This window comes from Pseudoalteromonas sp. 11L1 (assembly GCF_055397545.1).
Map to the genome: position 1 here is coordinate 3,218,060 of NZ_AP041141.1, position 26,869 is coordinate 3,244,928.

Here is a 26,869-nt window from a genome sequence, read left to right on the forward strand (position 1 = left end):
TGCCCCCTAAAACATTTGCAGTAAAGATTTAAACATTTGATCGGCGGTGCTGATCACTTTGGCATTGGCACTATACATTTGCTGAAAATGCATTAAGCTTGCCGCCTCTTCATCAAGGTTTACACCACTAAAGCTATCACGCGCTGCGATGGCATTTTCACTTAAACTCGTAGCGGTAGAGATACTACTTAAATTTTGCTTACTAGTAATTGCCAGTTCACCCACTAATAACGTAAATTTATCGCCTTTTCCTGCCATTGAGGTAACGATATTAGCAATGTTTGAGTTATCACCAGGCCCGGAAGTACTACTGTCTTTAAAACCAAGCTTATCGGAAGTGATAACAGGGTTTATCTCGATCGTCCCTAATGGGTTTAGTGGGTTGTAAGTAAACAATGCTTCACCAGGGTCGTTATTTAAATCAAAACCACTTTGTAATGCACCGTTAATATCATCAGCAAGGTCGGAAACTAAGCTATTTAAGGTTGCAAGAGTTGGTTTTATTACATCATTATCAACGCTTATTAAGCCACCAAATTGACCACCAACGTTTTTATCAAGAGTAAATTTCTGGCCAATAAATTCACTTGTAACTGTTGTGCCACTGACCGAGATTGATGCAGCTTTACTGCCTACTACTAACGGGGCACCACTTGAGGTACTAATATCAATAAAGCCATTATCTCGTTCAACAATAGATACACCAATATGCCCTGATAACTGGTTTACTAAGCGCTCGCGATTGTCTTTTTGCTCTGCGGTTGATTGATTATTCGCTGTTGCTACCCCAATACTGCTGTTGATTTCGGCTATCTGTTTCGTAATCGATGACACACTTAGTGCCACATTGCTCATTTGCGCATTGAGTTTAGTTTCTTGGCCAGCCAGTGCGCCATTAATCTGCGCAAAATCTTGCATAAGCCCTTCAACTGAGGACAAAAACTGCTGTCTAAAAGCCTGTGAGTCTGGCTTGGTCGTCGCTGCATTCAATGCATTGGTTAGGCTTGCAAGGGAGTTATTTAAGTTTAACGAGTCGGTACCAATTATTTGCTCAATAAAGCCTAGGTATGACTGTTTGTTTTCATAAAAATTGGTATCGGAATTAGTACGCCAAATATCGTCATTTAAAAAGGCGTCTACAACCCGATCAACCGATGCCACCTCAACCCCACCTAAATATACATTAGAGGTTTTAAATTGAGCTTGCTGACGCGAGTAACCTTCAACGGCTGCATTCGCCACATTTTGCCCTGACACAGTCAGCGCAATATTAGCCGCATTGAGACCGCTTAACGCGTTATTTAACATAGACATAATTAACTACCTAATCGTATTAGCATTCAATGGCTGAACAAATGCCGACCCCGCATAAATATCATAGCTTTGGGTTGGCTCAACGCTTTCAGCACCTTTATGTTGATCATTAGCGACCAAGCTTTGGCTATTCTTAAATGTATTTTCTATGGGGGCAATTTTCTCATCAAACTGCTTAACAATCGCTTCGGCTAGACCCAGTTGATGAGTTGACGCTAAATGCTGCGCGGTTTGAGCATTATGCATATCTCTAAATTGCGCTTGCTCGTTACTATTAAAAAAACCATTGTCACCGGCCATAGTTTTGGTGGTGCTATCCATACTTTTTAATACCAACTGTAAAAAAATAGCTTCAAACTGCTCTGCTGCCTGTTTAACGCCGGCCTCACTGTTGCCAGTAATGTTTTCAAGATGGGTCGGGTCAATCGCTAATGATTGAGATAATTGGGTTGATGACTCTATTTTCATGGCTATTTCCTTTAAATAACTAATAGCTCGGCTTCTAGAGCCCCAGCATTATCAAGTGCAATTAATATTGACATAAGCTCGGCTGGCGTTGCGCCAAGTGCATTTACCGCTTTTACAATTTCATCTAATGAGGTGCCTTCAGGCCACAACAGCATATTTTTTTGTTGTTGATCTACTGTGATATCACTTGATTGCGTGGTCGTAGTTTGGCCATTTGAAAACGGCCCTGGTTGCGACACTTGCTCTTGCTCACTGATGGTAATGGTTAAATTACCATGGTTAACCGCAGCCTGATTAACTCGCACTGTATTGTTCATTACGACAGTACCGGTGCGACTATTAAATACAATTTTAGGACGCTCAGAGCCTTGCTCTACCGTAATATCTTGTAGCATCGACATAAACGTGTTGCGACTATTGGCATCAATTGGCGCACTAACCACTAAACGCGCCCAGTTTTCAGCAATAGCGACATCAGGCCCAAATACTTTATTAATAGCACGCACAACATTGCGGGCAGTTTGATAATTTGGATCTTTTAAATTAAGAATTACATCGCTTTGACTTTCATATATAGCCGTAACACTGCGTTCAATAATAGCGCCATTAGGAATAAGCCCCGAAGTAGGCACATTAACAGTCACCGAGGAGCCACTTTTACCACTGGCATTAATACCACCCACCACTAAATTACCTTGTGCTAGCGCATACACTTTGCCATCAACTCCCTTTAATGGGGTCAACATTAAGCTGCCACCATGTAAGCTTTTTGCATCGCCTAATGAGTTCACAGTTACATCAATCGCTTGGCCTGGGCTTCCCATAGGCGGCAATGTAGCATGGACAGCAACAGCCGCTATATTTTTTGATTTTGGCAAGCGCTCTTCATCTACAGAGACACCAAATTGCTTTAGCATATTACTTAGCGATTGGCCGGCAAATTTTACTTGGGCTTTATCACCCGACCCCGGCAAGCCCACGACTAAACCGTAACCCACTAGTTGGTTTTCTCGCACACCTAGCACATCAACAATATCTAATAATGGACGTGCTTTGGCGGACACAGTTGCAGGCGCTAACAGGCTAAAAAAGCACACTAGCATTAATAGTAAATATTTCATTAAAACCTCAGTAATCCCTTAGAACGGGTTTAAGAATCGGGTAAATAAAGTGGTAAACCAACCCGGACGATTCGCATCAGCCAATGTGCCTTTGCCGGTATAGCTTATTTGCGCTTCGGCAATACGAAGCGACGAAACACGGTTACTTACATCAATATCGCCAGGGCGAACTAGCCCTTCAATTTCAATATATTCGTCACCTTGGTTAAGCTTAATTTGCTTACGCCCTTTAATAACCAGCGATCCATTAGATAAAACATGATTAACCCGCACAGTAATAGCGCCACTCAGGAAGTTTTGTTGGCTGGCGCTGCTTTCCCCGTCAAACTTGGCACTCGAGCCTATACCTAAATTAAAATCAGCCACGTTGAGTGCACCAGCAACCGGCACAGCAACATCAAAGTCGGTGCTTTTATCTAAACTCGAATCGGCACTTTTACTTGATTGCATGCGCTCGTTAAGCACTACAGTTAAAATATCGCCAACTCGGTAAGCGCGTTTATCTGCATACAAAGAAAACATATAGTTATCTTGAAATAAGCTACCATCTTGCTGATTCAAACCCTGTGCATAGGCATCTTGGCTTATTTCATAGTCTTGAACTGATTTTTGAGTGGTATTTTGTGGACATTTAACTTCCCCATACACCACTTCGCATTCCACCATTTGGGTTTTTGATGGGGTATTGCTGCAACCAGCAACACCTAAAAGCAGCAAAAATAATGTTAACTTATTCATCATAATCATACGTTTTGGTTTATAAAGCGCAGCATTTCATCTGCCGCAGAGACCACTTTAGCGTTCATCTCGTAAGCGCGCTGTACGGCAATCATGCTTACCATTTCATCAACAACGCTCACGTTTGAGCCTTCAATAGTAAATTGTTGCAAGCCACCAAAAGCATCTTCACCGGGGATGCCTTCGACAGGTTCACCCGATGCCGCTGTTTCGCGGTACAAGTTACCACCTAAGCTTTGTAAGCCTGCAGGATTTGCAAAATTAACTGTTAACATTTGACCTAACTCAACCGCTTGCGCATCTTTACCCACTACCGCAGTAACGGTGCCGTCGGTGCCAATACTCACTTTAGTGGTGCCCTCTGGTAGCGCAATATTTTGTGCCAATGGTAAGCCGTTGCTGTTTACCAGTAATGACTCGGAGTTAAGCTGAAACTGACCGTTACGGGTAAATAATAACTCGCCGTCAGGGCTTTCAATTTGAAAAAAGCCTTGCCCTGCAATGGCCACATCTAACTGATTGCTGGTTGTTTCAAAGCTACCCTCGGTAAATTGCTTTTGCGTACCGTTAATACGAACACCGGTTCCCACCTGAATCCCAGATGGCAGCTGATTAAGCTCATCTACTTGCGCGCCAGGCTGTTTTTGTACTTGGTAAAATAAGTCTTCAAATACCGCTCTGTCTTTTTTAAAACCGGCAGTGCTTACGTTCGCTAGGTTATTCGATATTGTTGTCATTCTTAAATCTTGCGCTGCAAGACCGGTTTTACTCACCCATAATGCTGAATTCATGTTTGGCTTCCTATTTACCCACGTCCACTGATGAGCTTATTACCGCTGGTCGCTAATTCGTCAGCAGACTTCATCATTTTTACGTTCATTTCAAATTGGCGACTAATATTCATGGTTTTGATCATTTCAGCCACGGCATTCACATTAGAACCCTCTAAAGCACCCGTTCTTACTGTGATTGTTTCGTCGGCCTCAAGCGGCTGTAAATCGTTAGCTCTGAGTAAGCCATCAGCACCTTTAATTAAATTTGCATCGGTGCTGGCTAATTTAATTTGCGCATCTTCTGCAATTACACCGCCGCCAATGGGGGTTAGGTTGATCATGCCGTTTGAGCCAATTTCAATATCACCAAATTCAGGGAGTTGAATATCGCCACCGTCACCTTGCACGCGGCGACCATTAACAGTAATAAAGCCATCGGCATCAACCACTAAATTACCCGCGCGGGTATAAGCCGGTTCGCCATTGTCATCCATCACCTCTAAATAACCGCCATTGCTCAGTGCTAAATCAAGATTACGGCCAGTATCCATGATTGGCCCTGAAGATAAGTCAGTAGTTACTGGTGTTAGTTGCGCGTGGTAACGAGTACGAAAGCCCTCGCCTTTTACCATCATAGATTGCGCTTGCTCTAAGTCGGCCTTAAAGCCTACGGTGCTAACATTTGCTAAGTTATTTGCAGCAACGCGTAAGGCGGTATTATTAAGTTCAGCACCCGAAACGGCGGTATAAATTAACTTTTCCACGCTCAGCTTCCTTAGGTGTTACTAAATAAAATTTGCATCATTTCATCAGCACTGCTGATGGTTTTAGCATTTGCTTGGTAATTTTGTTGAAATGACATTAAGCCAACCAGCTGTTCACTAATATCAACATTTGAGCCCATAAATGAACCCGACAGTAATTTACCCAGTGAGCCACTTTCTGGCTCGCCATAAAGTGCAGAGCCTGACTCTTCAGTTTGATACCACACGGTATTACTGCCTTGCTCTAAACCATCAACATTCGCAAACGAGGCAAGTACAACCTGACCTTGTAATTTAGATTCACCGTTAGTAAATGTTGCAAATACACGGCCGTCGTCTTCAACTTTTACACCAGAAAACGCCCCTGAGGTATAGCCGTTGGCATCGTTTTCGTTAACACTGAAACTTGAACCAAACTGCGTTGTACCATCGAATTTAAGCGCGATATTTAATGCTGCTGCGCCACTGGTTATTTCTGCATTACCTGGCGTTGAAGTAATAGGCACCTCTAAATCAACCGCCGTTAAGTCGCCTGAAAACGGCACCATTTGGCCATCGGTATCAAAGTTAAGTGTAATGGTACCGGCGTTAATTGAACCACCCGCACCATCATCAATAGCTTGAGTACCTGTCGTCGAACCAAGCGCTGAAAGCTGAGCTTGAGTAAGGGGTTTACCATCTAAGAAAAACATCGCTTGCCATTCGTTGCTACCCGTATGGTTAAAATACTGGGTCATTACATGGCTGTTACCTAAGGAGTCGAATACTTCGGTAGATTGAGAAAAGTTATATTGACTACCATCTTTAGGATCAAATACCGCAGGAGCTGTTGGATAAGCAATCACGTCGCTAGAAGAACTTAAGTTACCGTTAAAGTTAATATTGGTACTGGCTTGTGCTTCTATGTTTGAGGCTTCAATTTTTAAATCGGTTAATACACCTGGTACAATTGTCGGATCACCACCATCAACCTGAGACACGCCAAAACCTTGCAGTTTGCCGCCGTTGGCATTAACAATATTTAAGTCGTTATCTAACTGAAACTGGCCTGCTTGGGTGTAAGCTGTACGGCCGTTTTCTGATATGGCAAAAAAACCTTGGCCATCAATAGCAATATCCAGCGCATTACCGGTGCGCACAATTTCACCACCGGTGACAAAATCTTCTTTAACATTGGCAACTTTAACGCCGCCGCGTTGACTGCCGTTATACACTGCGGCAAATTCTGCGGTGTTATTTTTATAACCAGCAGTACCCGAGTTAGCAATATTATTACTGGTTACTTCTAATCCTGTTTGGGTACTTTTAAGACCACTTAATCCTATATTGAACATAGACATATTATTTATTCCTCTTATTTATGCCACTTGATTAATTTCAGTGATACCAAAATTACCCAAACCATCGACTTGTAATAAAATATCTTCTAACGATTTACCTACAGAAACACGCTCAACCTCACCACTTAGCCAAGTATCAAGCTGCTTTGGTACCTCTGCTGTAGTGGCATACGCTCTCACTGCATACGCACCGGCTTCTTGGTTTTCAAATTCAAAACGCAGCGAACCGACTCCAGAATAAGGCAGTTGTTTTTCTTCAACTAGCTCACCTTCTTGGTTATAAAGTTGCACAGTGACAGAGTCTGCGGCTTCCCCTAAATTAACCATGCCAGAGACACTGCCATCTTGTTCAAGGGCAATACTGCTTGCTTGTACATCAACCGTTTGGCCAACCATATTAGTGGCTTCAAGCACCGCTAAGCTGCTCACATAATCCAAGCCGTCGGCGGTGTTTTGGCGAATGCTTTGTAACGACTCAACATTAGAAAACTCCGCAAGCTGGCTCACATACTGAGTGCCGTCCATAGGTTGTAATGGATTTTGATTACTAATTTGCGCAACAAGTAACTCTAAAAACATGGTCGACATTTCATCTGCTGAGCTATTACCGGCAATATTAGTGGTGCTTTTTGCCCCGTCGGCTGCGCTTGGAACGGCTGAATTAACTTGCATAATATTATTGTCCTAACTTAAGAATGCTTTGCTGCATGCTATTTACACGCCCCATAACTTCAACAGATGTTTGGTAGCTGCGACTTGCAGACATCATATCTGCCATTTCTTCAAGTGCATTCACGTTGGAGTAAAATACATAACCATCGTTGTTAGCAATTGGGTTATTTGGCTCGTAGCGCTGCTCTACCGCACGGTTTGACTCAGTGATCCCTAATACATCAACCGAGGCTGAAATTGATTGGCTGTCTTGTGTTTGTTTGTACAAAGCAGAAAATACTGGTTTAAGTGCCTTGTAAGCGTCGGCTTCTGAACCGGCTGCGGTATCGGCATTGGCTAGGTTAGATGCAATGGTGTCGAGGCGAATAACTTGAGCGCGCATGGCGCTGCCGCTAGCGTCATAAATTGAATTAAAAGACATTATGATTTCCCTGAAATAACTTTATGTAAGCCATTTATTTTCATATTTAAAAAGGTCAAACTGGTTTGAAAATCCATACTGTTGCTGGCAAATTTTGCTTGCTCAATATTTAACTCAACAGTGTTGCCATCACTTGATGGTTGATAAGGAACGCGATATTTAAGTTCATCCGTTTGTACACCAGCAAAATCAACATCTCTGTTTTGCGAAAAACTGGATGAGACACTTTGCATAATTTGACGGTAATCTACATCTCGAGATTTAAACCCAGGCGTGTCAACATTAGCCAAGTTACTGGCAATGACTTCTGCTCTGTCTAACCTTAATTTCATTGAAAAAGGGTGAACACCTAACGCTTTATCAAATAGTTCCATTGTTGCCTCTAATTTTTGTTTCTTGTATGCTTTCGCGCTTCGCATACACTTTCTACCTTGTGTATAACAACCTTTATGCCAACTTTTAAAAGTATATTTTTTCAATGACTTACATAAAAAAAGAGCAAAAAACAGCCCAGCACACGGAAGCTAAACTTCCCCAATGGAAGCGATGGTTTTTCCGCTCACTTTTAACTATTGGACTACTGCCAGCTCATACTATGGCCACCCCCATTAATTTTGATAAAGAAATTCAGCAGTTTTTGCACAGTGAAATTAAGAGCTATTTGCGCTCGGTTAATTCGCAAAGTCAGCGACAAGATATAGAATTATTTATTCCTAAAGGCAGCGAAAATTTAAGCTGTGATGAATTGCAAATCACTCGCTCACAAAGTCACACGCCACCCGCAGGCAGAGTAAGTGTTTCTGTATCTTGCCCATCGCCTGCTTGGCGTTTTAGGGCCAGTGCTAAAGTAAGTGTGTGGATAAACCTAGTAGCTGCCAAACACACTTTAAACCGAGGTAAAGTGCTTAATAAGCAAGACTTAGAATATAAAAGCGTGGATTTAGGTAAGCACCGCCACCAAGGCGAAACCGGTATTGACCAGCTAGTTGGACTTACCGTTAAACGCGAGATTGATAAAGGCACGGTAATCTCCACCCGATACCTAGAAAAGCAGTATTTAATCAATAAAAATGAGCATATTTCACTGCAAATAAATACCGCAACTTTCTCAGCCAATGTTAAAGCCATTGCTCTTGAAGATGGTCAGCTTGGTGAGGTTATTAATGTAAAAAATTTATCATCAAAAAAAGTAGTTCAAGGTAGAGTAATTGCGCAAGGCGTGGCAGAGGCGACATTTTAAAAAATGTCGAAATAAAAGTTAAGTAATGCTTGTACTTGGTCGCTGATATAAACTAAGCAATATAAATTCGATAAACGAATTAGGTAATAAACAATGAATATAAGTGCAATAACAACCACTGCGTTAGAGCAAAGCCAAAAAACAAACCAGCGTTCTTCACTGGATGCAAAACCAGAACAACAACCTGTAGCGACTAAACAAGAGCAAGCAAACTCAGTGAGTGCATTAAGTAAATCAATAGACTCAACATTTCAAGATTTAGCTGCAAAACCAGACGTTGATATGGATAAAGTAGCCATGATGAAAGCGGCAATTGCCAGTGGTGAATTTAAAATTAATATTGATGAAACCGTTAACGCTATGGTTGAACTTCATAAAAAATGAAAACTGTAAAAGAGTATATTGTAAGTCTGCAACAAGACATTATTAAGCTAGACGCATTAATTGAATTACTTGAAACGCAATACGAATTGCTAAGCCAACGTAATGTGCAGCTAGAAACACATAATAAAAAAATGCTCGGCTTTTTAGAAAGCTTAAATGAATCGCACAACCAGCGCGATGGCTTTTTGGTGAGTTTAGGCTTACAAGGTGGCAAAGAAGGTTTAGCACAATTAACCGCGCTTCTACCTGTTGATATAAACACCCTTACTACTAAGCTATTGCATCAGCTTGAGCTAAAAACTAAAACCTGCAAAATAATGAATGAACGCTCAGGGCAATTACTCTCAAGCCAGCGTCGGTTGTTACAGCGTTTAACTGGCGGTGAAAACAAACAAGCTTACCCAGAAATGCCTTTATAAATACGTTACATAAAGGCATTTTCTTGTTTAGTCACTTTGCGCTATATTTTTACTTTACTCCTATTATTAGCTTTTGTGCAACTTTGCGGCTAATTGTATTTATAATAAGCAAATAGCGGCTAACGTCACCTTTATTAGACTAAAGAATGATTGCTGCTGAATCTGCTGATTTTATGACCTTTTCGCTATTCTGCATGACAAGATCACACTGTAAAAACAAAACAATAAACCACTGAATTTAAAGACCTTTTTAATTTAACAAGCCAGTTACAACACATCCCTTTGCTATTTTTGTTAACACTTACAAAGCGTTAAACTGGGCTATGCACGACCTTTTGCCTAATTACAATCTGTAGCAAGCTGTTTTACCCTGCGCACTCAACGTTCATTTGCTTTGTAAAAGCTGTATTTTTATTTTGAGTTAGCAACTAAGTTGCAGGAGAAGTCATGACCACCAAGCCGCTAGATGATAATTCATCTGATGCTATACCAGGAGCGGATACTCAAACCGCGTCCGATAGCTATGAAAATCTTCATAAACCCAGCTCTGATTTTGAAAGCCGCGACGCTTATCTAGAGCACGAACTGCAAATTATGCAGCCAAAACGCTGGCGTCCAAATTTACCGTTTAGAGATTATCGCTTTGAATTTGAAGACACCATTCCAGCAATGGCCGCAACTATAGGTAAAGTTGTGATGGTTGCAGCCATTGCTGCCACGTTTGCAGGCCCTTTGGGGTTGAGTGATGGCTTTGTACTTGAAAACGTACGCTACGAACTTTTAATTGTTTCGTTATTTATTTTACTATTTTCTGGCTTTATTTTACCGACCGCTAACTTAGCGGGTACTCATGGCCCACTCATTCCATTAATTCCTATTGTGGTTGCCGCAGGCGGACACCCTATGGCCTTTGGTTTGCTCATAGGAGCCTTTGGATTGATATTAGCATTTAGTAAAGGCGGCAGTCTCATGGCCAAGCTCACCAGTAAAGGGGTGTGTGGTGGCCTACTCCTCTATTTAGGCTTTGTGGGTACCATTTCTCAGGTTAAAAAGCTGTTTGCATGGGCTGAAGAAATTCAAATGACCCATATTGCCTTTATTGTAATCTTAGCCACAATTTTACTTTATGCTTTACTGGAGCATTACAAAAAACGCTGGTTAGCCGTGCCACTGAGCTGTTTAATTGGTGGTTTTACTGCTTTTGCATTGGGTGCACCGTTTGAGTTTCATACTGCACCGGGCTTACCAAACATGAACCCTATGTACTGGTGGGGCGAAAACACCGGCTGGATGCTTGGCTTACCAACAGCAGAAAGCTTTGTAGTTGTACTTCCTTTTGCAGTTTTAGCAGTTGCTATGTGGTCGCCTGACTTTTTAGGCCATCAAGTATTTCAAAAAATTAGTTACCCAGAGCGTACTGAAAAAGTACAAATGAATATTGACGATACCATGCTTAGCGCATCAACAAGACAAACCTTTGGCTCGCTATTAGGCGGTGCTAACTTTGCATCATCTTGGGGCACTTACATTGTTCCTGCTGCTATTGCAAAACGCCCTATTCCTGCAGGCGCAATTTTAACTGCGTTATTTTGTATTATCGCGGGTGTTTGGGGCTATCCAATGGACTTAGCTATTTGGCAGCCAGTATTGTGTGTTGCATTAATTGTAGGGGTGTTTATTCCACTACTTGAAGCGGGTATGGAAATGACCCGTGAAGGTAAAACCACGCAATCAGCCGCCATTGTGGTGTTTGCATCAAGCCTAGTAAACCCTGCATTTGGTTGGTCACTAACTATGCTACTTGATAACTTGGGCCTTATTGGCTGTAAAGAAAGAAGTGCTGATTTATCGCGAATGAGTCGCTGGGTCATCCCACTTATAATGTTTGTGTTATTAACCGGTGTAATGGCACTGGTAGGTATGCTGCCAGGCATTCCTGCGCTAATGCCAAGCTTTAGACATTAATTCCTTTATTAAACAGCAAAGCGAGCTTTAATAGCTCGCTTTTTTTGTACTTATAAAAAACCAGCACAGTGTACTTGCAATAATCCCCCCTGAAGTAACAGTCCCTGAAATAATTACAAGCCACCCTGCAGAATTTTTATAAAACTCGCCACCAGCTAAAAAACTTTATGAATAAAAAACCATAACCAATTGATATATAAATTAAATTAAAAATTTCACTTTCTGGTATAGGCTTTGCAACTTTATAAGTGAACGTTAAAAATCATTTTATTAGTAACGCTTTTAAAATGAAAAATCATCACTCTTAATAAGGAGCTAATTATGAATAGCGATCGTATCGAAGGAAATTGGAAAGAACTTAAAGGTAAAGCGCAGCAAAAATGGGGCGATCTTACCAACGATGATTTAGATAAAATTGAAGGTAGCCGTACCGAGCTTGTTGGTAAAATTCAGCAAAAATACGGTAAATCCAAAGATGAGGCCGAGCGCGAAGTAAATGACTTTGAGAAAGGTCATTAATATAAAGCGTGTTAACAGCTTTACTTGCTAATAAAAAACCGCCAATTGGCGGTTTTTTTGTTATCTCAAGCTTAACTATTTTGCCAGCGCTAACTTCACTGCTGCTTCGGCATGTATTTTGGTGGTATCGTAAAGTGGAACCTGTGTATGTTGTGGCTTTACCAACAAAGCGATTTCAGTACAACCTAAAATGATGGCCTGCGCGCCTTGTGCAAATAAGCGCTCTATAATACGTATATAATCAGCTCGCGAATCGTCATCAATAACCCCTTGGCATAACTGCGAATAAATAACCTCGTGCACTCGCTTTCGCTCATTAGGCTCAGGTATTAATACCTCAATGTTATGCTTATCGATTAAACGCTCTTTGTAAAAGTTTTGCTCCATTGTAAATTGCGTTCCCAACAACCCTACTCGCGTAATGTTATCGTGCTTTAGTTGCTCGGCGGTGGCATCGGCGATGTGCAAAATAGGAATGGTAATATTACTAGCAATCTCATCGGCCACTTTATGCATAGTGTTGGTACAAATAAGTAAAAAGTCGGCACCACCAACCTCTACAGATTTAGCTGCCTCGGTGAGAATATTGGCTGTTTGTTGCCAGTCGCCCTGATGCTGCAGCGTTTCAATTTCCGCAAAATCAACACTCACCATACAAATTTTGGCACTGTGTAGCCCACCCAACGAGTTTTTAACGCCTTCGTTTAAAGCTTTGTAATAGCTGGTTGTTGACTCCCAACTCATACCACCGAGCATACCAATCGTTTTCATAGCTAGTTCCCACTCTCGATTACAGTTTACGTTTCACAGTAAGTTAAAAATAGCCGCTCTTCACTAGAAACTTAATTAGCCTTATTAACTGCACTGATAACAGCGTCAGACAATAACAACTTTTCATCTTTATATACTTCAAGCCAACCAGGTGGCGATGTATCGCTGCCAATAATAGTAACGTGTAATATGTAACTATAGCGTCCGTTTTTAAACGTATAGTGATGATTGCCGCCACTACCTTCAAAGGTAATATCACCATTGATTAAAACGATATCAGGCTTATCGCTTGGGCTTTTATTAATGCTCCACGACGCATAACGGAAGTTTCCATCGCCTAAATCATCAATGCGAACTCGGTATTTTGCTGTGTCCCAATCAAGTATTGGTTTTTGAAAGGTTTTAATACTTGCATGGAGTGATTGTTTATTTTGAGCGATTAACTTTTCTGCATGTGCTTGCTCAGTGGTATTTTGTGTATTCATAGCAATAACTTTGCCGTCTGTGTCTACCCACATTACGCCGTTATAGAGCATAATGCCGCGCCAGCCCACTTTATCCCAATCGGTATTAATATTAGAGCTGCCAATAATAGTAACAAACTCATCGTCAAACACTTCATCAAAGCGGTTAATAAACTCAGCTTCATTTTTAATATCAGGAAGTGGGTATCGTCTTTTTAGAGGGTAGCGAATATGCGCAGCAATCGCAGTTTTATCATGCGTTTTAAAAGCAGCAATAACAGGTAAAACACTCTCATGATACTTTTGCTCAAGCGCAAATGTATTCGATGTGAAAAGTAGGGACAAGCAAAGCAATATATAATGTAAATACTTCATTTGTAGTCCTTTTATTTAAAGTTATTGAAAATGAATAAATTACAAGTGGGCGTATAGTCCAAGCTTGAAACTCTTAGTCTCCGCTTTGTTCTGTGTTACCACATACTTTAATAGAACACAGGGATTAATTTTTAAACATTACTCAGGTCTAAATTTGACAATATATATCCATTTTGAATTGTATTACCCGGATAAAAAAGGTTAATCTATATCTAATTGAAAAACCACAACTAAATTTGCTCATCATATAAATTTAAAGGACTAAAATGGATAATTATACTGATAGTATTAACTCTACTGAAAAACTACATACACCCAACAAAGATAGCGCAAATGAAATAGGTATAATTAATAATGCACTAGTACTTCAAAAAGCAGCTGTAGCGAAGCAAGTTACTAATTGGGATATTTTCCGAGAAGGAACTAATTTTTTTGTTAATAGTCGTGGGGAAATCACTTTCATAAGTATATTTTTACTGGATGCTCCGCTCAATTTAAGTTTTCTTAAAACTGTTAAGCTGAGCTCATTAAAAAAACTGATCATAGTAAGTAAAGATGTAGCTAGTGTAGATTTTCTATCTCATTTTGATTCTTTAGAAAACGTATTTATCGCTACAAATTGTGAAGTATCTTTGGATGGTTTTGATAAACTAATTAGCATAAAAGAGTTAAATATTAGTTCACCTAAACAGTCAAACTTAACACCACTCGCACGTCTTACTAATTTAAAGAATATAGATATTTGTGTAGACAATGAGTCAGCTCTACTTCCTCTAGCAAGACTTGATAAACTAGAATCATTAGACTTGTCCGGGAGTACAATAAATAGCTTGGAATTGTTTGGTGAAAACTTTAAAAGTTTAGTCAAACTAAACTTGTCGGATTGTAAAATCAATGAGATACCAGAAAGCTTCATAGATCTAAACTTCGACGTTTACTTAAAAAAAGGTATAGATTTTCATTTCCTAGAGTCTAATAAAAATAAATTAGTTAATTTTTACGATAATAATGTGACTATCCCACCCAAAGAGATAGTTAAACAGGGAAACCTCGTAATGAAAAAATACTATCAATCATTACAAGGTGAAACATCAAAATTAAACGAAGCCAAATTAGTTTTAGTTGGGGAGGGTGCTGCTGGTAAGACATCATTAATAAATCGTTTTAATGAAAATAAATTTAACCCTAGAGAAGATAAAACTGATGGTATTTCAATTACTCCTTGGAAAGTAAATGTTGATAAGGAAGATGTAACTCTCCACTGCTGGGATTTTGGTGGGCAAGAGATAATGAGAGCAACTCACCAATTATTTCTGTCTGAAAGAAGTATATACGTTATAGTATTAGATGGTAGAAAAGATGAGAATCCTGAACATTGGCTGAAACAAGTTTTAGCGGTAAGTAAAAGCTCACCAATACTGATTGTTTTGAACAAAAGTGACGAACATTATGATGACAATATAAGAAGGCAACATCTTAAAGAGAAATATTCCAATATTATTGGCTTTTATAAAACCTCATGTAAGTCTGGTGTTGGTATAACTAAATTAAAACATATCATAAAAGCAGAAGTAGCTAAGCTTGAAATGAGAAACTTCGTCTTAGCTAAAAACTGGCTTGCAATAAAAGACGATTTGGAAGAATTAAAAAAAGAGTCTGATCATATTTCTCATCAAGATTTTACCAAAATATGTACAAATCACTCAATTGAAGATCATCAAGTTCAAAATATTTTACTCACCCTTTTAAACGATTTAGGCCACATAATTCATTTTAAAGAATTACATGAATTACAAACTCAGGTACTAAACCCAACTTGGATAACTGAAGGTATATATACCCTTTTAAATTCTGATAAGCTTGCTAAAAATGACGGTGTTATAACAGTCACAGAAGCTGAAAAAATACTTGAAGAAAAGTTAGATTTTTCTAGATACAGGGGTAAGTCTATCTTTCTAATGCAAGTAATGGAGCAATTTGAGCTTTGCTACAGTATTGATGCTAAGCGAAATAACAAGAAATTCTTGGTCCCAGATTTATTACCTACAGAGCTGACTAGAAATCCGACTATAGATAACGGTATTGAGTTTATTTACAAATATAATGATTATATGCCCCCAGAATTAATGGCGCGCTTCATAGTTAAAAGTCATATTCATCAAGTACCTAAAAAATGCTGGAGATTTGGTGTATTGTTGAAGCATAAAGCATTTAAATCTTCTGCTCTAATAACTCAAGATAAAGAAGACCGAATAATAAAAATCAAAGTCGATGGAGCCGAGAGACGTAGCTTTTTAGCTGTATTGCGTAGCTACTTCTCTGAAATACATTCAAGTTACAAAGCTGAAAATATTGGCCTAGAAGAGCTTCTACCACTTAAATGTACAGAAACTAATAAAGAAAGTTATCTTCCTTACGAACGATTAATAAAAATTGAGCAGCGTTTACTAAAAGGTATTGGAAGTGATAGTCAGTACGACCATGTATTAAATATTGATTATTCGGTTGCAAAAATACTGGATGGTATTGAGAAACCTGAAAGTAGACATCAAAGTTATAAAGAATCAGATGAGAGGCTTACTGTGAACATTACGCAAAATCAGACTGCAAACCCTATAATAACAAATACCGCATCCCAACATAACGAACAAAGTGCAACCTTGTCATCAAACATTAGTATAAACATCCAGCTAAAGGATTTTAGTAGTGATATGAAAAGCTGGAGCCAAGACCTATTCGAAGATTTAGCAGATGATGAGGATATAATTTCAAATAATGATACAGCTAAACTCTTAAAACGCTCTCAAAAAGAAATGGAAAGACTGTCTGCACCTCTAAATGAAATTCAGGATATTGAAAATAAAGAGGAAGCATCAAATAAGTCTGATAATTTTTCTAGGGTTAAAAACTTCCTTGAAGACGCATTGAATAAAACAAATAAAACTGGTGAGCTATTAGATAAGACGGGCGAAGGTATAAAGAAACTACAATCTTTAGCAAGCAAATACAATAAAGTTGCGGAGCTATGTGCAATGCCTACAGTACCAAGCTTTTTACTTGGTTAATAATAATTTCATTACGAATAGTGCTAATGCAAAGCTACAAAAAAGCGAGCCTAATTTGACTCGCTTTTTTTAACTGACGACTGATAGCTGACCGCTTACAGCTTCACTTACTCTGGCTCATACCCCAAGTTAGGCGATAACCACCTTTCGGCTTCTGCGAGCGTCATACTCGTTCGCTTGGCATAGTCTTCTACCTGATCCTTTTGTACTGCCGCTACCGCGTAGTATTTCGCTTGTGGGTGTGAGAAGTACCAACCCGACACCGCAGCACCTGGCCACATGGCGTACGAGCTGGTGAGCTGCATACCAATGCGTTTTTCAGTATCGAGTAGTTGCCAAATTTTCTTTTTCTCGGTGTGCTCAGGGCACGCTGGGTAACCAGGCGCTGGGCGAATACCTTGGTAGTTTTCGCGAATGAGTTCATCGTTACCTAGATTTTCATTCGGTGCATAACCCCAATACTCTTTACGCACTTGCTCGTGCAGGTATTCGGCAAAGGCCTCAGCAAGCCTGTCGGCAACCGCTTTTACCATTATTTTATTGTAGTCGTCTTGCTTGGCATCGAACGCGTCAGCAAGATCGTCTTCTTCTAAGCCACCTGTTACCGCAAACGCACCAAAGTAATCTGGCGTACCTTTTGGCGCAATGTAATCGGCTAAACAGTAATTAGCAAAGTCGGTTTTTTCGGTTTGCTGGCGCAAATGGCACGAAGTAGTTAATAGCTCTTTGCGGGTTTCGTCGGTGTAAATTTCTATGTCATCGCCCACGCGGTTAGCTGGGAATAAACCAATTACACCTAGTGGTTGCAAAGTTCCTGATTTTTCAAGGTCGTCGAGCATATCGTTGGCGTCTTTAAATAGGCTTTGTGCTTGTTCACCCACTACTTCATCGGTCATTATGCGCGGATACTTACCGGCGATTGACCAGGTCATAAAGTACGGCGTCCAGTCTATGTATTTGCGTAAAGTCGCGATTGATACATTTTTAAACTCGGTCACGCCCAGCTTTTTCGGCACGGGTGGTGTGTAGTTATCCCAATCGAGCTTTGCAGCATTATCGCGGGCGCGCTGTATGGTAACTGGTTTTGAGCGCGGCTTTTTGCGTGCTTGTTGTTCGCGTACTTTGTCGTACTCGGCGGTGGTTTTAGCTAAAAATTCTGCTTTATGCTCTTTTGATAATAAATTAGACACCACACCCACGGCGCGGCTGGCGTTATTTACATACACCACGCCTTTGTCGTACTGCGGCTCTATTTTTACTGCGGTATGCGCTTTTGAGGTGGTTGCCCCGCCAATCATTAACGGCAGCTCAAAGCCACGACGCTTCATTTCTTTGGCAACATGTACCATTTCATCAAGCGATGGGGTAATTAAGCCCGAAAGGCCTATAATATCGGCTTTTTCGTCAATTGCTGTTTGCAGTATTTTTTCAGCAGGTACCATTACGCCTAAGTCGATTACTTCGTAGTTATTACATTGCAGTACTACGCCTACAATGTTTTTACCTATATCGTGCACGTCACCTTTTACGGTAGCCATAACAATTTTACCGTTGGTCGCGCCCTCTTCTTTTTCGGCTTCAATGAATGGGTCAAGGTAGGCGACCGCGCGTTTCATTACCCGAGCCGATTTAACCACTTGGGGTAAAAACATTTTACCGGCACCAAATAAATCCCCAACCACGTTCATGCCATCCATAAGTGGCCCTTCAATGACGTGAATAGGTTTATCGGCGCCAGCACGGCACTCTTCTGTATCTTCATCTATAAAGGTGGTTATGCCTTTTACTAGAGCATGCTCTAGGCGTTTTTCAACCGACCAAGTGCGCCATTCTAAATCTTCTACGCGCTCAGCTTGCGCCATGCCTGAATATTTAGGTGCAAGTTCAACAAGGCGCTCACCTGCACCTGGGTCGGTGTTAAGAATTACGTCTTCTACGGCTTTGCGAAGTTCTTCGGGGATGTCGTCGTAAACCGCAAGTTGCCCTGCGTTTACTATGCCCATATCCATACCCGCTTTTATCGCATGGTATAAAAATACCGAGTGAATCGCTTCGCGTACCGGGTTATTACCTCTAAACGAAAACGATACGTTTGATACCCCACCCGACACTTTACAATGGGGTAAGTTTTGCTTAATACGGCGGGTGCCTTCAATAAATTCTACGGCGTAGTTGTCGTGCTCTTCTATGCCGGTGGCAACGGCAAATATGTTGGGGTCGAATATAATGTCTTCTGGCGGAAAGCCAATTTCATCGACCAAAATACGGTAGCTGCGCTCACATATTTCAAACTTACGATCGGCGGTATCGGCTTGACCTTCGGTATCAAATGCCATTACAACAGCGGCGGCACCAAAGCGTTTAATAATTTTAGCTTGGCGTTTAAACGGCTCTTCGCCCTCTTTAAGCGATATTGAGTTAACAATAGCCTTGCCTTGAATACACTTTAAGCCTGCTTCTATTACTTCCCATTTAGAGGAGTCGACCATAATAGGCACTTTAGAAATATCAGGCTCTGAGGCAATTAAGTTTAAAAACTTAACCATGGCCGCTTTTGAGTCCAGCATAGCTTCGTCCATGTTGATATCAATAACTTGGGCGCCATTTTCTACTTGTTCGCGGGCCACATTAAGAGCGGTCTCGTAGTCTTCTTCCATGATCAAACGTTTAAACATGGCCGAGCCAGTTACGTTAGTACGCTCGCCGACATTGGTAAATACTGCAATTTGTTGGGTCATTGGCGGCTCCTTAATTTAAGTTACAGGCTTCTAGGCCTGATAAACGCATACGCACTTCAAGCTCTGGTAATTTTCGTGGTGCTGCGCCTTCAAGCCCTTTGGCAAAGGCACGAATGTGCGCAGGCGTAGTGCCGCAGCAACCGCCAACAATATTAATAAAGCCCGATTTACCCCAATCTATGATCTCTTTTGCCATATCGTCTGCTTCTAAGTCGTATTCTCCAAATTCATTGGGTAAGCCCGCATTAGGGTGAACAGAGACAAAGGTTTCGCATACGCGCGATAGCTCTTCAACGTATTGGCGCAGTAAATCTGGCCCAAGAGCGCAATTTAAGCCAATTGAAAGCGGCTTAATATGGCGAATAGAGTTATAAAATGCTTCGGTGGTTTGCCCTGAAAGCGTGCGGCCTGAGGCGTCGGTGATAGTGCCTGATATCATCACTGGTAATGTACGCCCTGCTTGTTCAAACGCTTCTTCTACCGCGAATGAGGCGGCTTTTGCATTAAGCGTGTCGAATATTGTTTCGATTAAAATAATATCTACACCGCCTTTCATTAATGCAAGAGTAGACTCCACATACGCAGTCACTAACTTATCAAAGGTGATATTACGATAGCCCGGGTCGTTTACATCCGGAGATAACGAACAGGTTTTAGATGTTGGCCCTAAAACACCCGCTACATAGCGCGGTTTTTCTGGGGTTTTAGCGCTAAATTCATCACATACAGCACGGGCTAACTTAGCTGACTCTAAATTAACTTCACGGCTTATACTCGCCATGTCGTAATCTTCCATCGAAATGGTGGTCGAGTTAAAGGTGTTGGTTTCGATAATATCGGCACCGGCGGCTAAAAAGCTGCGGTGTATATCAGTAATAATTTCAGGCTTGGTTAGGCTTAATAAATCGTTATTACCTTTAATAAGCACGTGCCAATCTTTAAAACGTTCACCACGGTAGTCTTGCTCTTCAAGCTTATGCGCTTGGATCATGGTTCCCATTGCACCATCTAAAATTAAAATGCGCTGTTTGAGCGCAGCACTCAGCTGTTCATGCTTATTGTTTTGAGGATTATTCGGCATAGTTGTTAGTCCTTACGTCTTGGCTAACTAAGTTAATATCATAGGGTGTGGTTTGGTAAACGTAATAATTTAACCAGTTTGAAAACAGTAAAAACGCGTGGCTTTGCCATGTTTTAGACGGTTGTTTGCTGGCATCGTCATCAGGAAAATAGTTTTCAGGCTTTGGCGCATCGGGGCTTTTTTGTAAATCGCGCTCATATTCGGCTTTCAAACTGTCGGCATCGTATTCGGGGTGGCCGGTAATAAACACTTGGCTGCCCGATTTATTTTTAAGTAAATACGCCCCTACTCGTTCGGAGCCCGCTAATACCACCAGCTCTTCACAGGCGTTTATTTTATTAATATCTATGTGGCCATAGCGTGAGTGGGGTACTAAAAAGGTATCGTCAAAACCGCGGGTAAGTGCACCATGGGCAAAGTAGCATTGGTGGGTAAACACCCCGCAGAGTTTATTGTCTTTTAAATCGCGCTTTAAATTATAACGGTGGTATAAAGCCGCGTGGGCAGCCCAGCACGAAAACAATGTTGAAGTTACATGTTGCTCGGCCCAATCAATAATTACTTTGAGCTCTTCCCAATACGCTACTTCTTCATACTCTAAATGTGCGAGCGGTGCACCGGTAATTAACAGTGCATCGTAGTTGTTGTTTTTTACTTCTGAGAAATAACGATAAAAAGTATCTAAGTGTTGCTCTGAGTTGCTACTACTGCGGTGCGTATCAAGGCGCAATAGCTCAACATTTACTTGCAGCGGAGAGTTAGCCAACAAGCGAATAAACTGTACTTCGGTTTCTACTTTATTAGGCATCAGATTAAGAATAGCCAAACGCATAGGGCGTATTTCTTGGGTTTTTGCACGCGTTTTTGGCATTACAAACACGTTTTCATGACGTAAACGTGCAATAGCTGGCAATTCGTCTTCTACTGTAATTGGCATTCTTAAAGCTCCTGCTCATAAAAACCGAGAGTTAATACGCTCTCATTATGAACAGAATGCCAAAAATATCAACCTCTAGATGTATAGATGTCTAAATGAAATTTATTCACGCGGTTTGTATAAATTGAATATGTACTTTAAAACAGTGCCATTCGTTGACTGTTTCACCTGTGAGCCACTACAATACAGCATTGAAATTTTTATTATTATTTGAAGGCTTCTTCCATGGTTTTACCTGATAAGTTTATATTCTCGATGAGTCGAGTATCTAAGGTTGTGCCACCAAAACGCACTATCTTAAAAGATATTTCGTTGCATTTTTTCCCAGGCGCAAAAATTGGTGTGCTAGGTTTAAATGGTTCTGGTAAATCATCACTACTTCGCATTATGGCGGGTGTTGATGAAGAGTTTGAAGGTGAAGCTCGCCCTCAACCAGGCACTAAAATTGGCTACTTACCGCAAGAGCCTGTTTTGGACGAAAGCAAAACAGTTCGTGAAATTGTTGAAGAAGCTGTAGGTGAAGTAAAACATGCCCTTAACCGCCTTGACGAAGTGTATAACGAATACGCAATGGAAGGCGCTGACTTTGACGCACTGGCTAAAGAGCAAGGTGAATTAGAAGCGGTTATTCAAGCGCACGATGGTCATAATATCGATAACGTATTAGAGCGTGCTGCCGATGCACTTCGTTTACCTGAGTGGGATGCTAAAATTGAGCACCTATCGGGTGGTGAGCGCCGTCGTGTTGCTATTTGTCGTTTGTTACTTGAAAAACCAGACATGCTGATTCTCGATGAACCAACTAACCACTTAGATGCTGAGTCGGTTGCCTGGTTAGAGCGCTTCTTACATGACTACGAAGGCACTGTTGTGGCAGTAACGCATGACCGTTACTTCCTTGATAATGTAGCAGGTTGGATTTTAGAGCTTGACCGTGGTGAAGGTATTCCGTGGGAAGGTAACTACTCTTCTTGGCTTGAGCAAAAAGATGCCCGCTTACAACAAGAGCAAAAATCTGAAAAAGCACGTCAAAAATCAATTGCACAAGAACTTGAGTGGGTGCGTTCAAACCCTAAAGGTCGTCAAGCTAAGTCAAAAGCACGTATGGCGCAGTTTAGCGAGCTACAACAGTCTGATTACCAAAAACGTAACGAAACCAACGAATTGTTTATTCCACCTGGCCCACGTTTAGGTGACCAAGTATTAGAAGTAAACAACTTACGTAAAAGCTTTGGCGACCGCGTTTTAATTGATGACTTAAGCTTTAGCATGCCTAAGGGCGCTATTGTGGGTATTATTGGTGCCAATGGTGCAGGTAAATCAACGCTATTTAAAATGTTAAGCGGTGAAGAACAGCCAGATAGCGGTAATATCAGCATTGGTGAAACAGTAGAACTGGCAACTGTTGATCAGTTCCGTGGCAACATGGACGAAAGCAAAACGGTATTCCAAGAAATCTCTGACGGCCAAGATGTACTAAAAATTGGTAACTTTGAGTTCCCAAGCCGTGCTTACGTTAGCCGTTTTAACTTTAAAGGCAACGATCAGCAAAAGTTTGTTAAAGACTTATCTGGCGGTGAGCGCAACCGCTTACACCTAGCTAAGCTGTTAAAAGCAGGCGGCAACGTGGTGCTTCTGGATGAGCCAACTAATGACTTGGACGTTGAAACATTACGTGCTCTTGAGAATGCTATTTTAGAATTCCCAGGTTGTGTAATGTGTATCTCGCATGACCGTTGGTTCCTTGACCGTATTGCTACACACATTTTAGATTACCGCGACGAAGGCCAAATTAACTTCTTTGATGGTAACTACACTGAATACGAAGAGTGGCTTAAAAAGACTCTTGGCGCAGAAGCTGCACAGCCTAAGCGCATAAAGTATAAAAAAATTGGCTAACAGCCACAGTGAATAAGTTAAAAGCCCTGCATTTAATGCGGGGCTTTTTTATGCGAGCTATTTTTATCTTTAAGCAAATTGGCGTGTTGGGCATTACCAGCTATGCTTATTATAAATAACAGCTTTATAAGATTATTATGCAAAACCGTCGGCAATTTTCTCGTATTATGTTCTCTACTGCAGCGCAATTAGTTATGGCTAGCAGCCAGTATGAATGCACTCTATTAGATATCTCTTTACATGGTGCGCTTATTACTAAAAGCGATACATTTACTGGGAACAAAAATGACGAAGCAGTACTACGTTTTACTTTGCCACAAAGCGATATTGAAATAAAAATGCCGGTGGTTATTCGTCACATAGAAGAAAATCATATTGGTCTTAAATGCCATAGTATTGATATAGACAGTATCACGCATTTAAAGCGTTTAGTTGAGCTAAACCTTGCCGATGAAACATTATTACACCGCGAGCTTGAAACGCTTATTCACCAAACATAAATAGACGCACTGCGTGAAGTTGATTACCATAACCAAAAATAATTAAACGACGCAGATATGAGTTTGAACCCCAATCTACCTTTAGTTTATCATCCTAACTACTCGTTTAGTTTTGATCCCAAGCATCGCTTTGTAATGAGTAAATTTGCTCAGCTACACCAGCATGTTAAAACCCTTGGACTTGCTGGCAGTAATATCACAGAACCACCACATGGTAGTGTAGAAGAGCTAGAAATAGTACATTGTGAAAACTACATTCACGATTTATGGCATAACCGCCTAGATGAAAGAGCCATGCGCCGTATTGGCCTGCCTTGGTCACAAGCACTAATGAACCGCACATTTACCGCCCCGCTAGGAACACTGCAAACCGCGCGTTTAGCGCTTAAAAATGGGCTTGCGTGCCATTTAGCGGGCGGCACTCACCATGCCCACAGTGATTTTGGATCGGGTTTTTGTATGGTTAACGATTTAGCCTTTACCGCACAAACGTTAATTCAAAACCGGGAAGTTACCAACGTACTGATTTTTGATTTAGATGTTCACCAAGGCGATGGCACCGCAGCTATGCTGGCTCATCAACCTTATGCGTTTACCTGTTCAATACACTGTGAAAAAAACTTCCCGTTTAGAAAGTCCCCTAGCGATTTAGATATTGGTTTAACCAATAATATGCAAGATGCTGAATACTTAGGTATTGTTGACGATACGCTGCAATTTTTATTAAACGAGCTTAACCCGGATCTTGTTTTATACGATGCTGGCGTTGATATTTGGCAAGAGGATGGCTTAGGCAAACTGGATATTAGTTGGCAAGGGATAGAAAAGCGCGATCACTTAGTGCTTAAACGCTGCCTTGCAAATAATACTCCTGTTGCCACTGTGATTGGTGGAGGCTATGACAGAGATCATCAGCGCCTAGCAAAGCGCCATGGCATTGTTATAGAGCAAGCGGCTAGTTTTTAATTATATTTTTAACTGACTTGGCGTAATGCCGGTCCAACGCTTAAATGCTCGGCGAAAGTTAGGAATATCATAAAATGCAAGGCGATCAGCCACTCGTTCATTACCTTGCTGGCACACCCCCAGTAAATGCAGAGCTTTAAGTTTATTTTGTTCATCTTGTAATTGCGAATAACTAACACCATGTTGTTTTAACTTACGTTTAAACGTAGCAGAGCTCATGGCAAAATGCTCAGCACTGTTAGCAAGGCTGTTGTTTTTATCACGGTAAATGCGCTGGCACACAGCCTCAACAAAAGACTGTGATACATTCTTATGTAACTCACTTTGCGCTATGCACTGCTGCCACCTAAGCTGACTAGCCTCTGGGTTTGGGCACTTAAGTAGTTGTTTATTAAAGTGCCAACGGGTATAGGGTTGTTCAAACCGTATTCGTAAGCCTAAGTGCTGCTCATATTCTTGAATATGCCGAGGGCGTTTACAAGTAAAGTCAAAATAACAATGTGGATACACATTACAGACTCGTTTTAGTAAGCTCATTAACGCAGCGCTGTATATTTCAAAACAATAATTTTTTAATGACTCGTCCATACCGATACTCGGTTGCAAGTACAGATATAAATCGTCTTTAAATATATGCCTACGGGTAAATAATAAAGGGGCAATAACGGTACTAATTTGTTGTAATTGCTTCAAAGCCATACCTAAACTGGGGCTTAAACGCACACTTTGCACTGCTGGGCTAACGTCATTAACCAATTGATGACCGAGTAAAAAGCCACTATCATTACTCTTCATTAAGGTTTTAAACTGGCTAATTAAAGCCAATAACTGCGATAAACTAAACCGCTGTGATAGATCATATAAATCTTGCTCAAAAATACCCGTACCACGCAGCAATTTATGCAGCGGGATCCCTCGCCCTTGGGCAAGCTCCACCAGCGCAGTGATCATTCCCTCCGCGCTGAGGTATTTATCATCTAGGCTAATATACTGCTGCACCTACAAGCGCCTTTTCTTGTTGTAAGTGTTGATGTAACAGGCTGGTTTGCTGCACTGGATCTTGCGCTAAATCCATTGCCATGGTGGCGGTTAAAATATGCTGAAACTGTGCGCCTTTGCTTTTTGCGACTTTAAACGCACAATGGTTAAGCGCCGCTTTCATTTGCGCTAGTAATTCTTTGGCTTGGCTTTGGCTGGTATTCGGCATAAGCACAATAAAGCAATCGCCAGCATAGCGACAAAGCACATCATTTAACCGGCAATTCATTACTAATAAATCACTAATCTCTCTTAGTAACCTATCACCTTCACTAAAACCAAACTGCGCATTAAACTTTGCAAAATCACGAATATCAATAACACCTAAAGTGCCGCCTTGTTGCTCTGTTTGCTGTTGCTGCATGAGTGAATGTAAGTAGTTAACTCGGTATAACCCTGTTACCGGACAGACTTTTTCATGTTCGCGAAGATGCGCTTCACGACGACGCAATTGACGATTTAGAACAAACTGTTCTTGGTGCCAATAATAAAGCCCAGCGCTGGTAAGCGACATACCAAACGGCGCTGGCAGTGATTCAAACCAGGTGAGCCATAATTGTGAAGGTTGCTTTAACCACTCATCGAGTAAATCGAGCGTGGCTGAGAACATAAACAAACCTAAACCTAACACTAATAAGGTAGTTACTTTGCCTGGCGGGCGTGAAATAAGTAACGCAACTATCCAGCTGAGGGTCATCAACACAATACCGCCCTCACCGACAATATCGAGCCACGCAATTTCTTGCCATTGCTTAAGTTCGCCAAAGTAAGCGCATATTGCTACAGCAATAACTAATAATAAAATGATGGTATTAGTTAATTTTGCATGGCTGGTAAATGGGTTATATCGCATTGTTTAAGTCTTCTAAGATTTACACTATTACGCATGCTAGCGCG

26 protein-coding genes are annotated in these 26,869 nt (G+C 41.0%); 9 read left to right on the forward strand and 17 right to left on the reverse strand.

Translation table 11 applies throughout. The annotated features are described in order from the left end of the window. Window positions 1-6: 6 nt before the first annotated feature. From flgK to flgB, 10 genes are read right to left on the reverse strand one after another with little or no spacing between them, the layout of a single operon-like run. Window positions 7-1,314, reverse strand: coding sequence for a flagellar hook-associated protein FlgK (gene flgK, locus ACZ5WS_RS15030; RefSeq protein WP_464709591.1), 1,308 nt, complete (start codon window positions 1,312-1,314; stop codon window positions 7-9). A gap of 6 nt (window positions 1,315-1,320) precedes the next feature. Continuing rightward, window positions 1,321-1,782 carry a rod-binding protein gene (locus ACZ5WS_RS15035; RefSeq protein WP_055011657.1) on the reverse strand — a complete coding sequence of 154 codons (462 nt, stop codon included), beginning with the start codon at window positions 1,780-1,782 and terminating at the stop codon, window positions 1,321-1,323. 11 nt (window positions 1,783-1,793) lie between these two features. Further along, window positions 1,794-2,903, reverse strand: coding sequence for a flagellar basal body P-ring protein FlgI (locus ACZ5WS_RS15040; protein ID WP_464709597.1), 1,110 nt, complete (start codon window positions 2,901-2,903; stop codon window positions 1,794-1,796). Between the two features lie 18 nt (window positions 2,904-2,921). Then, window positions 2,922-3,644, reverse strand: a complete 723-nt coding sequence (locus ACZ5WS_RS15045; protein WP_232735466.1) for a flagellar basal body L-ring protein FlgH — start codon at window positions 3,642-3,644, stop codon at window positions 2,922-2,924. A 2-nt stretch (window positions 3,645-3,646) separates the two neighbouring features. After that, a complete protein-coding gene (gene flgG, locus ACZ5WS_RS15050; protein ID WP_010391154.1) occupies window positions 3,647-4,432 on the reverse strand; it encodes a flagellar basal-body rod protein FlgG in 786 nt (261 codons plus the stop codon). Between the two features lie 14 nt (window positions 4,433-4,446). Continuing rightward, complete coding sequence (locus ACZ5WS_RS15055) at window positions 4,447-5,178, reverse strand: flagellar basal body rod protein FlgF (RefSeq protein ID WP_464709605.1); 732 nt, start codon at window positions 5,176-5,178, stop codon at window positions 4,447-4,449. A gap of 11 nt (window positions 5,179-5,189) precedes the next feature. After that, window positions 5,190-6,518, reverse strand: a complete 1,329-nt coding sequence (locus ACZ5WS_RS15060; protein ID WP_138605577.1) for a flagellar hook protein FlgE — start codon at window positions 6,516-6,518, stop codon at window positions 5,190-5,192. Between the two features lie 18 nt (window positions 6,519-6,536). Next, on the reverse strand, window positions 6,537-7,190 hold the full coding sequence (locus ACZ5WS_RS15065) for a flagellar hook assembly protein FlgD (protein WP_464709606.1): 654 nt from the start codon (window positions 7,188-7,190) through the stop codon (window positions 6,537-6,539). Window positions 7,191-7,194: 4 nt separating this feature from the next. After that, the gene (gene flgC / locus ACZ5WS_RS15070; RefSeq protein ID WP_010391144.1) at window positions 7,195-7,611 is read right to left on the reverse strand and encodes a flagellar basal body rod protein FlgC; all 417 of its coding nucleotides are present in this window, start codon (window positions 7,609-7,611) and stop codon (window positions 7,195-7,197) included. After that, window positions 7,611-8,030: a flagellar basal body rod protein FlgB gene (gene flgB / locus ACZ5WS_RS15075; RefSeq protein ID WP_010391142.1), complete on the reverse strand. Its 420-nt coding sequence runs from the start codon at window positions 8,028-8,030 to the stop codon at window positions 7,611-7,613. Before flgB ends, flgC begins: the two co-directional genes overlap by 1 nt. 59 nt (window positions 8,031-8,089) lie before the next feature. Between flgB and flgA the strand changes: the two genes are divergently transcribed. The 5 genes from flgA to ACZ5WS_RS15100 all read left to right on the forward strand — a co-directional run bounded on the left by flgA (window position 8,090) and on the right by ACZ5WS_RS15100 (window position 12,138). Further along, window positions 8,090-8,851: a flagellar basal body P-ring formation chaperone FlgA gene (gene flgA / locus ACZ5WS_RS15080; protein ID WP_464709610.1), complete on the forward strand. Its 762-nt coding sequence runs from the start codon at window positions 8,090-8,092 to the stop codon at window positions 8,849-8,851. A 93-nt stretch (window positions 8,852-8,944) separates the two neighbouring features. Continuing rightward, entirely contained in the window at window positions 8,945-9,235 is a 291-nt protein-coding gene (flgM, locus tag ACZ5WS_RS15085; protein ID WP_054202052.1) for a flagellar biosynthesis anti-sigma factor FlgM, read from the forward strand. Next, window positions 9,232-9,654: a flagellar export chaperone FlgN gene (gene flgN, locus ACZ5WS_RS15090; RefSeq protein WP_138594163.1), complete on the forward strand. Its 423-nt coding sequence runs from the start codon at window positions 9,232-9,234 to the stop codon at window positions 9,652-9,654. Before flgM ends, flgN begins: the two co-directional genes overlap by 4 nt. Before the next feature lie 447 nt (window positions 9,655-10,101). Continuing rightward, the gene (locus tag ACZ5WS_RS15095) at window positions 10,102-11,619 is read left to right on the forward strand and encodes a DUF3360 family protein (protein WP_464709615.1); all 1,518 of its coding nucleotides are present in this window, start codon (window positions 10,102-10,104) and stop codon (window positions 11,617-11,619) included. Between the two features lie 321 nt (window positions 11,620-11,940). Continuing rightward, window positions 11,941-12,138: a CsbD family protein gene (locus tag ACZ5WS_RS15100; protein ID WP_008111942.1), complete on the forward strand. Its 198-nt coding sequence runs from the start codon at window positions 11,941-11,943 to the stop codon at window positions 12,136-12,138. Between the two features lie 75 nt (window positions 12,139-12,213). On the opposite strand, the gene ACZ5WS_RS15105 is transcribed toward ACZ5WS_RS15100, so the two are convergent. After that, window positions 12,214-12,909 carry an aspartate/glutamate racemase family protein gene (locus ACZ5WS_RS15105; RefSeq protein ID WP_464709617.1) on the reverse strand — a complete coding sequence of 232 codons (696 nt, stop codon included), beginning with the start codon at window positions 12,907-12,909 and terminating at the stop codon, window positions 12,214-12,216. A 71-nt stretch (window positions 12,910-12,980) separates the two neighbouring features. Next, window positions 12,981-13,748: a hypothetical protein gene (locus tag ACZ5WS_RS15110; RefSeq protein WP_464709619.1), complete on the reverse strand. Its 768-nt coding sequence runs from the start codon at window positions 13,746-13,748 to the stop codon at window positions 12,981-12,983. Window positions 13,749-14,014: 266 nt separating this feature from the next. On the opposite strand from ACZ5WS_RS15110, the gene ACZ5WS_RS15115 reads away from it, so the two are divergent. Next, the gene (locus ACZ5WS_RS15115; protein ID WP_464709620.1) at window positions 14,015-16,813 is read left to right on the forward strand and encodes a COR domain-containing protein; all 2,799 of its coding nucleotides are present in this window, start codon (window positions 14,015-14,017) and stop codon (window positions 16,811-16,813) included. A 107-nt stretch (window positions 16,814-16,920) separates the two neighbouring features. Here the strand turns inward: ACZ5WS_RS15115 and metH are convergent, their stop codons facing one another. Genes metH through ACZ5WS_RS15130 form a run of 3 tightly spaced genes read right to left on the reverse strand, consistent with a single transcriptional unit; the run spans window position 16,921 to window position 21,569 of the window. Then, a complete protein-coding gene (gene metH / locus ACZ5WS_RS15120; RefSeq protein ID WP_464709622.1) occupies window positions 16,921-19,551 on the reverse strand; it encodes a methionine synthase in 2,631 nt (876 codons plus the stop codon). Between the two features lie 10 nt (window positions 19,552-19,561). Continuing rightward, complete coding sequence (locus ACZ5WS_RS15125) at window positions 19,562-20,632, reverse strand: homocysteine S-methyltransferase family protein (RefSeq protein WP_464709624.1); 1,071 nt, start codon at window positions 20,630-20,632, stop codon at window positions 19,562-19,564. Next, entirely contained in the window at window positions 20,622-21,569 is a 948-nt protein-coding gene (locus ACZ5WS_RS15130) for a homoserine O-succinyltransferase (protein ID WP_008111930.1), read from the reverse strand. The genes ACZ5WS_RS15125 and ACZ5WS_RS15130 overlap by 11 nt, the downstream gene beginning before the upstream one ends. A gap of 225 nt (window positions 21,570-21,794) precedes the next feature. Between ACZ5WS_RS15130 and ettA the strand changes: the two genes are divergently transcribed. The 3 genes from ettA to ACZ5WS_RS15145 all read left to right on the forward strand — a co-directional run bounded on the left by ettA (window position 21,795) and on the right by ACZ5WS_RS15145 (window position 24,934). Next, window positions 21,795-23,468, forward strand: coding sequence for an energy-dependent translational throttle protein EttA (gene ettA / locus ACZ5WS_RS15135; protein WP_008111928.1), 1,674 nt, complete (start codon window positions 21,795-21,797; stop codon window positions 23,466-23,468). 137 nt (window positions 23,469-23,605) lie between these two features. After that, entirely contained in the window at window positions 23,606-23,968 is a 363-nt protein-coding gene (locus ACZ5WS_RS15140) for a PilZ domain-containing protein (RefSeq protein WP_054202042.1), read from the forward strand. A gap of 57 nt (window positions 23,969-24,025) precedes the next feature. Further along, window positions 24,026-24,934 (forward strand): histone deacetylase family protein, encoded by a 909-nt coding sequence (locus ACZ5WS_RS15145; protein ID WP_464709626.1) that lies wholly within the window; start codon window positions 24,026-24,028, stop codon window positions 24,932-24,934. Here ACZ5WS_RS15145 and ACZ5WS_RS15150 read toward each other — a convergent pair whose 3' ends face one another. Together ACZ5WS_RS15150 and ACZ5WS_RS15155 are read right to left on the reverse strand one after the other, a co-directional pair. Then, on the reverse strand, window positions 24,935-25,933 hold the full coding sequence (locus tag ACZ5WS_RS15150) for an AraC family transcriptional regulator (protein WP_464709627.1): 999 nt from the start codon (window positions 25,931-25,933) through the stop codon (window positions 24,935-24,937). Next, a complete protein-coding gene (locus tag ACZ5WS_RS15155) occupies window positions 25,917-26,825 on the reverse strand; it encodes a GGDEF domain-containing protein (RefSeq protein WP_464709629.1) in 909 nt (302 codons plus the stop codon). The genes ACZ5WS_RS15150 and ACZ5WS_RS15155 overlap by 17 nt, the downstream gene beginning before the upstream one ends. Window positions 26,826-26,869 lie beyond the last annotated feature (44 nt).

Coding starts and splice junctions, on each gene's coding strand:
- ACZ5WS_RS15130 (WP_008111930.1), bottom strand. CDS start 21,569: ATGCCAATTACAGTAGAAGACGAATTGCCAGCTATTGCACGTTTACGT.
- flgK (WP_464709591.1), bottom strand. CDS start 1,314: ATGTCTATGTTAAATAACGCGTTAAGCGGTCTCAATGCGGCTAATATT.
- ACZ5WS_RS15105 (WP_464709617.1), bottom strand. CDS start 12,909: ATGAAAACGATTGGTATGCTCGGTGGTATGAGTTGGGAGTCAACAACC.
- ACZ5WS_RS15040 (WP_464709597.1), bottom strand. CDS start 2,903: ATGAAATATTTACTATTAATGCTAGTGTGCTTTTTTAGCCTGTTAGCG.
- ACZ5WS_RS15060 (WP_138605577.1), bottom strand. CDS start 6,518: ATGTCTATGTTCAATATAGGATTAAGTGGTCTTAAAAGTACCCAAACA.
- ettA (WP_008111928.1), top strand. CDS start 21,795: ATGGTTTTACCTGATAAGTTTATATTCTCGATGAGTCGAGTATCTAAG.
- ACZ5WS_RS15145 (WP_464709626.1), top strand. CDS start 24,026: ATGAGTTTGAACCCCAATCTACCTTTAGTTTATCATCCTAACTACTCG.
- ACZ5WS_RS15140 (WP_054202042.1), top strand. CDS start 23,606: ATGCAAAACCGTCGGCAATTTTCTCGTATTATGTTCTCTACTGCAGCG.
- metH (WP_464709622.1), bottom strand. CDS start 19,551: ATGACCCAACAAATTGCAGTATTTACCAATGTCGGCGAGCGTACTAAC.
- ACZ5WS_RS15065 (WP_464709606.1), bottom strand. CDS start 7,190: ATGCAAGTTAATTCAGCCGTTCCAAGCGCAGCCGACGGGGCAAAAAGC.
- ACZ5WS_RS15110 (WP_464709619.1), bottom strand. CDS start 13,748: ATGAAGTATTTACATTATATATTGCTTTGCTTGTCCCTACTTTTCACA.
- flgM (WP_054202052.1), top strand. CDS start 8,945: ATGAATATAAGTGCAATAACAACCACTGCGTTAGAGCAAAGCCAAAAA.
- ACZ5WS_RS15100 (WP_008111942.1), top strand. CDS start 11,941: ATGAATAGCGATCGTATCGAAGGAAATTGGAAAGAACTTAAAGGTAAA.
- flgN (WP_138594163.1), top strand. CDS start 9,232: ATGAAAACTGTAAAAGAGTATATTGTAAGTCTGCAACAAGACATTATT.
- ACZ5WS_RS15095 (WP_464709615.1), top strand. CDS start 10,102: ATGACCACCAAGCCGCTAGATGATAATTCATCTGATGCTATACCAGGA.
- flgB (WP_010391142.1), bottom strand. CDS start 8,030: ATGCGAAGCGCGAAAGCATACAAGAAACAAAAATTAGAGGCAACAATG.
- flgG (WP_010391154.1), bottom strand. CDS start 4,432: ATGAATTCAGCATTATGGGTGAGTAAAACCGGTCTTGCAGCGCAAGAT.
- flgC (WP_010391144.1), bottom strand. CDS start 7,611: ATGTCTTTTAATTCAATTTATGACGCTAGCGGCAGCGCCATGCGCGCT.
- ACZ5WS_RS15045 (WP_232735466.1), bottom strand. CDS start 3,644: ATGATGAATAAGTTAACATTATTTTTGCTGCTTTTAGGTGTTGCTGGT.
- ACZ5WS_RS15155 (WP_464709629.1), bottom strand. CDS start 26,825: ATGCGATATAACCCATTTACCAGCCATGCAAAATTAACTAATACCATC.
- ACZ5WS_RS15115 (WP_464709620.1), top strand. CDS start 14,015: ATGGATAATTATACTGATAGTATTAACTCTACTGAAAAACTACATACA.
- flgA (WP_464709610.1), top strand. CDS start 8,090: ATGACTTACATAAAAAAAGAGCAAAAAACAGCCCAGCACACGGAAGCT.
- ACZ5WS_RS15035 (WP_055011657.1), bottom strand. CDS start 1,782: ATGAAAATAGAGTCATCAACCCAATTATCTCAATCATTAGCGATTGAC.
- ACZ5WS_RS15125 (WP_464709624.1), bottom strand. CDS start 20,632: ATGCCGAATAATCCTCAAAACAATAAGCATGAACAGCTGAGTGCTGCG.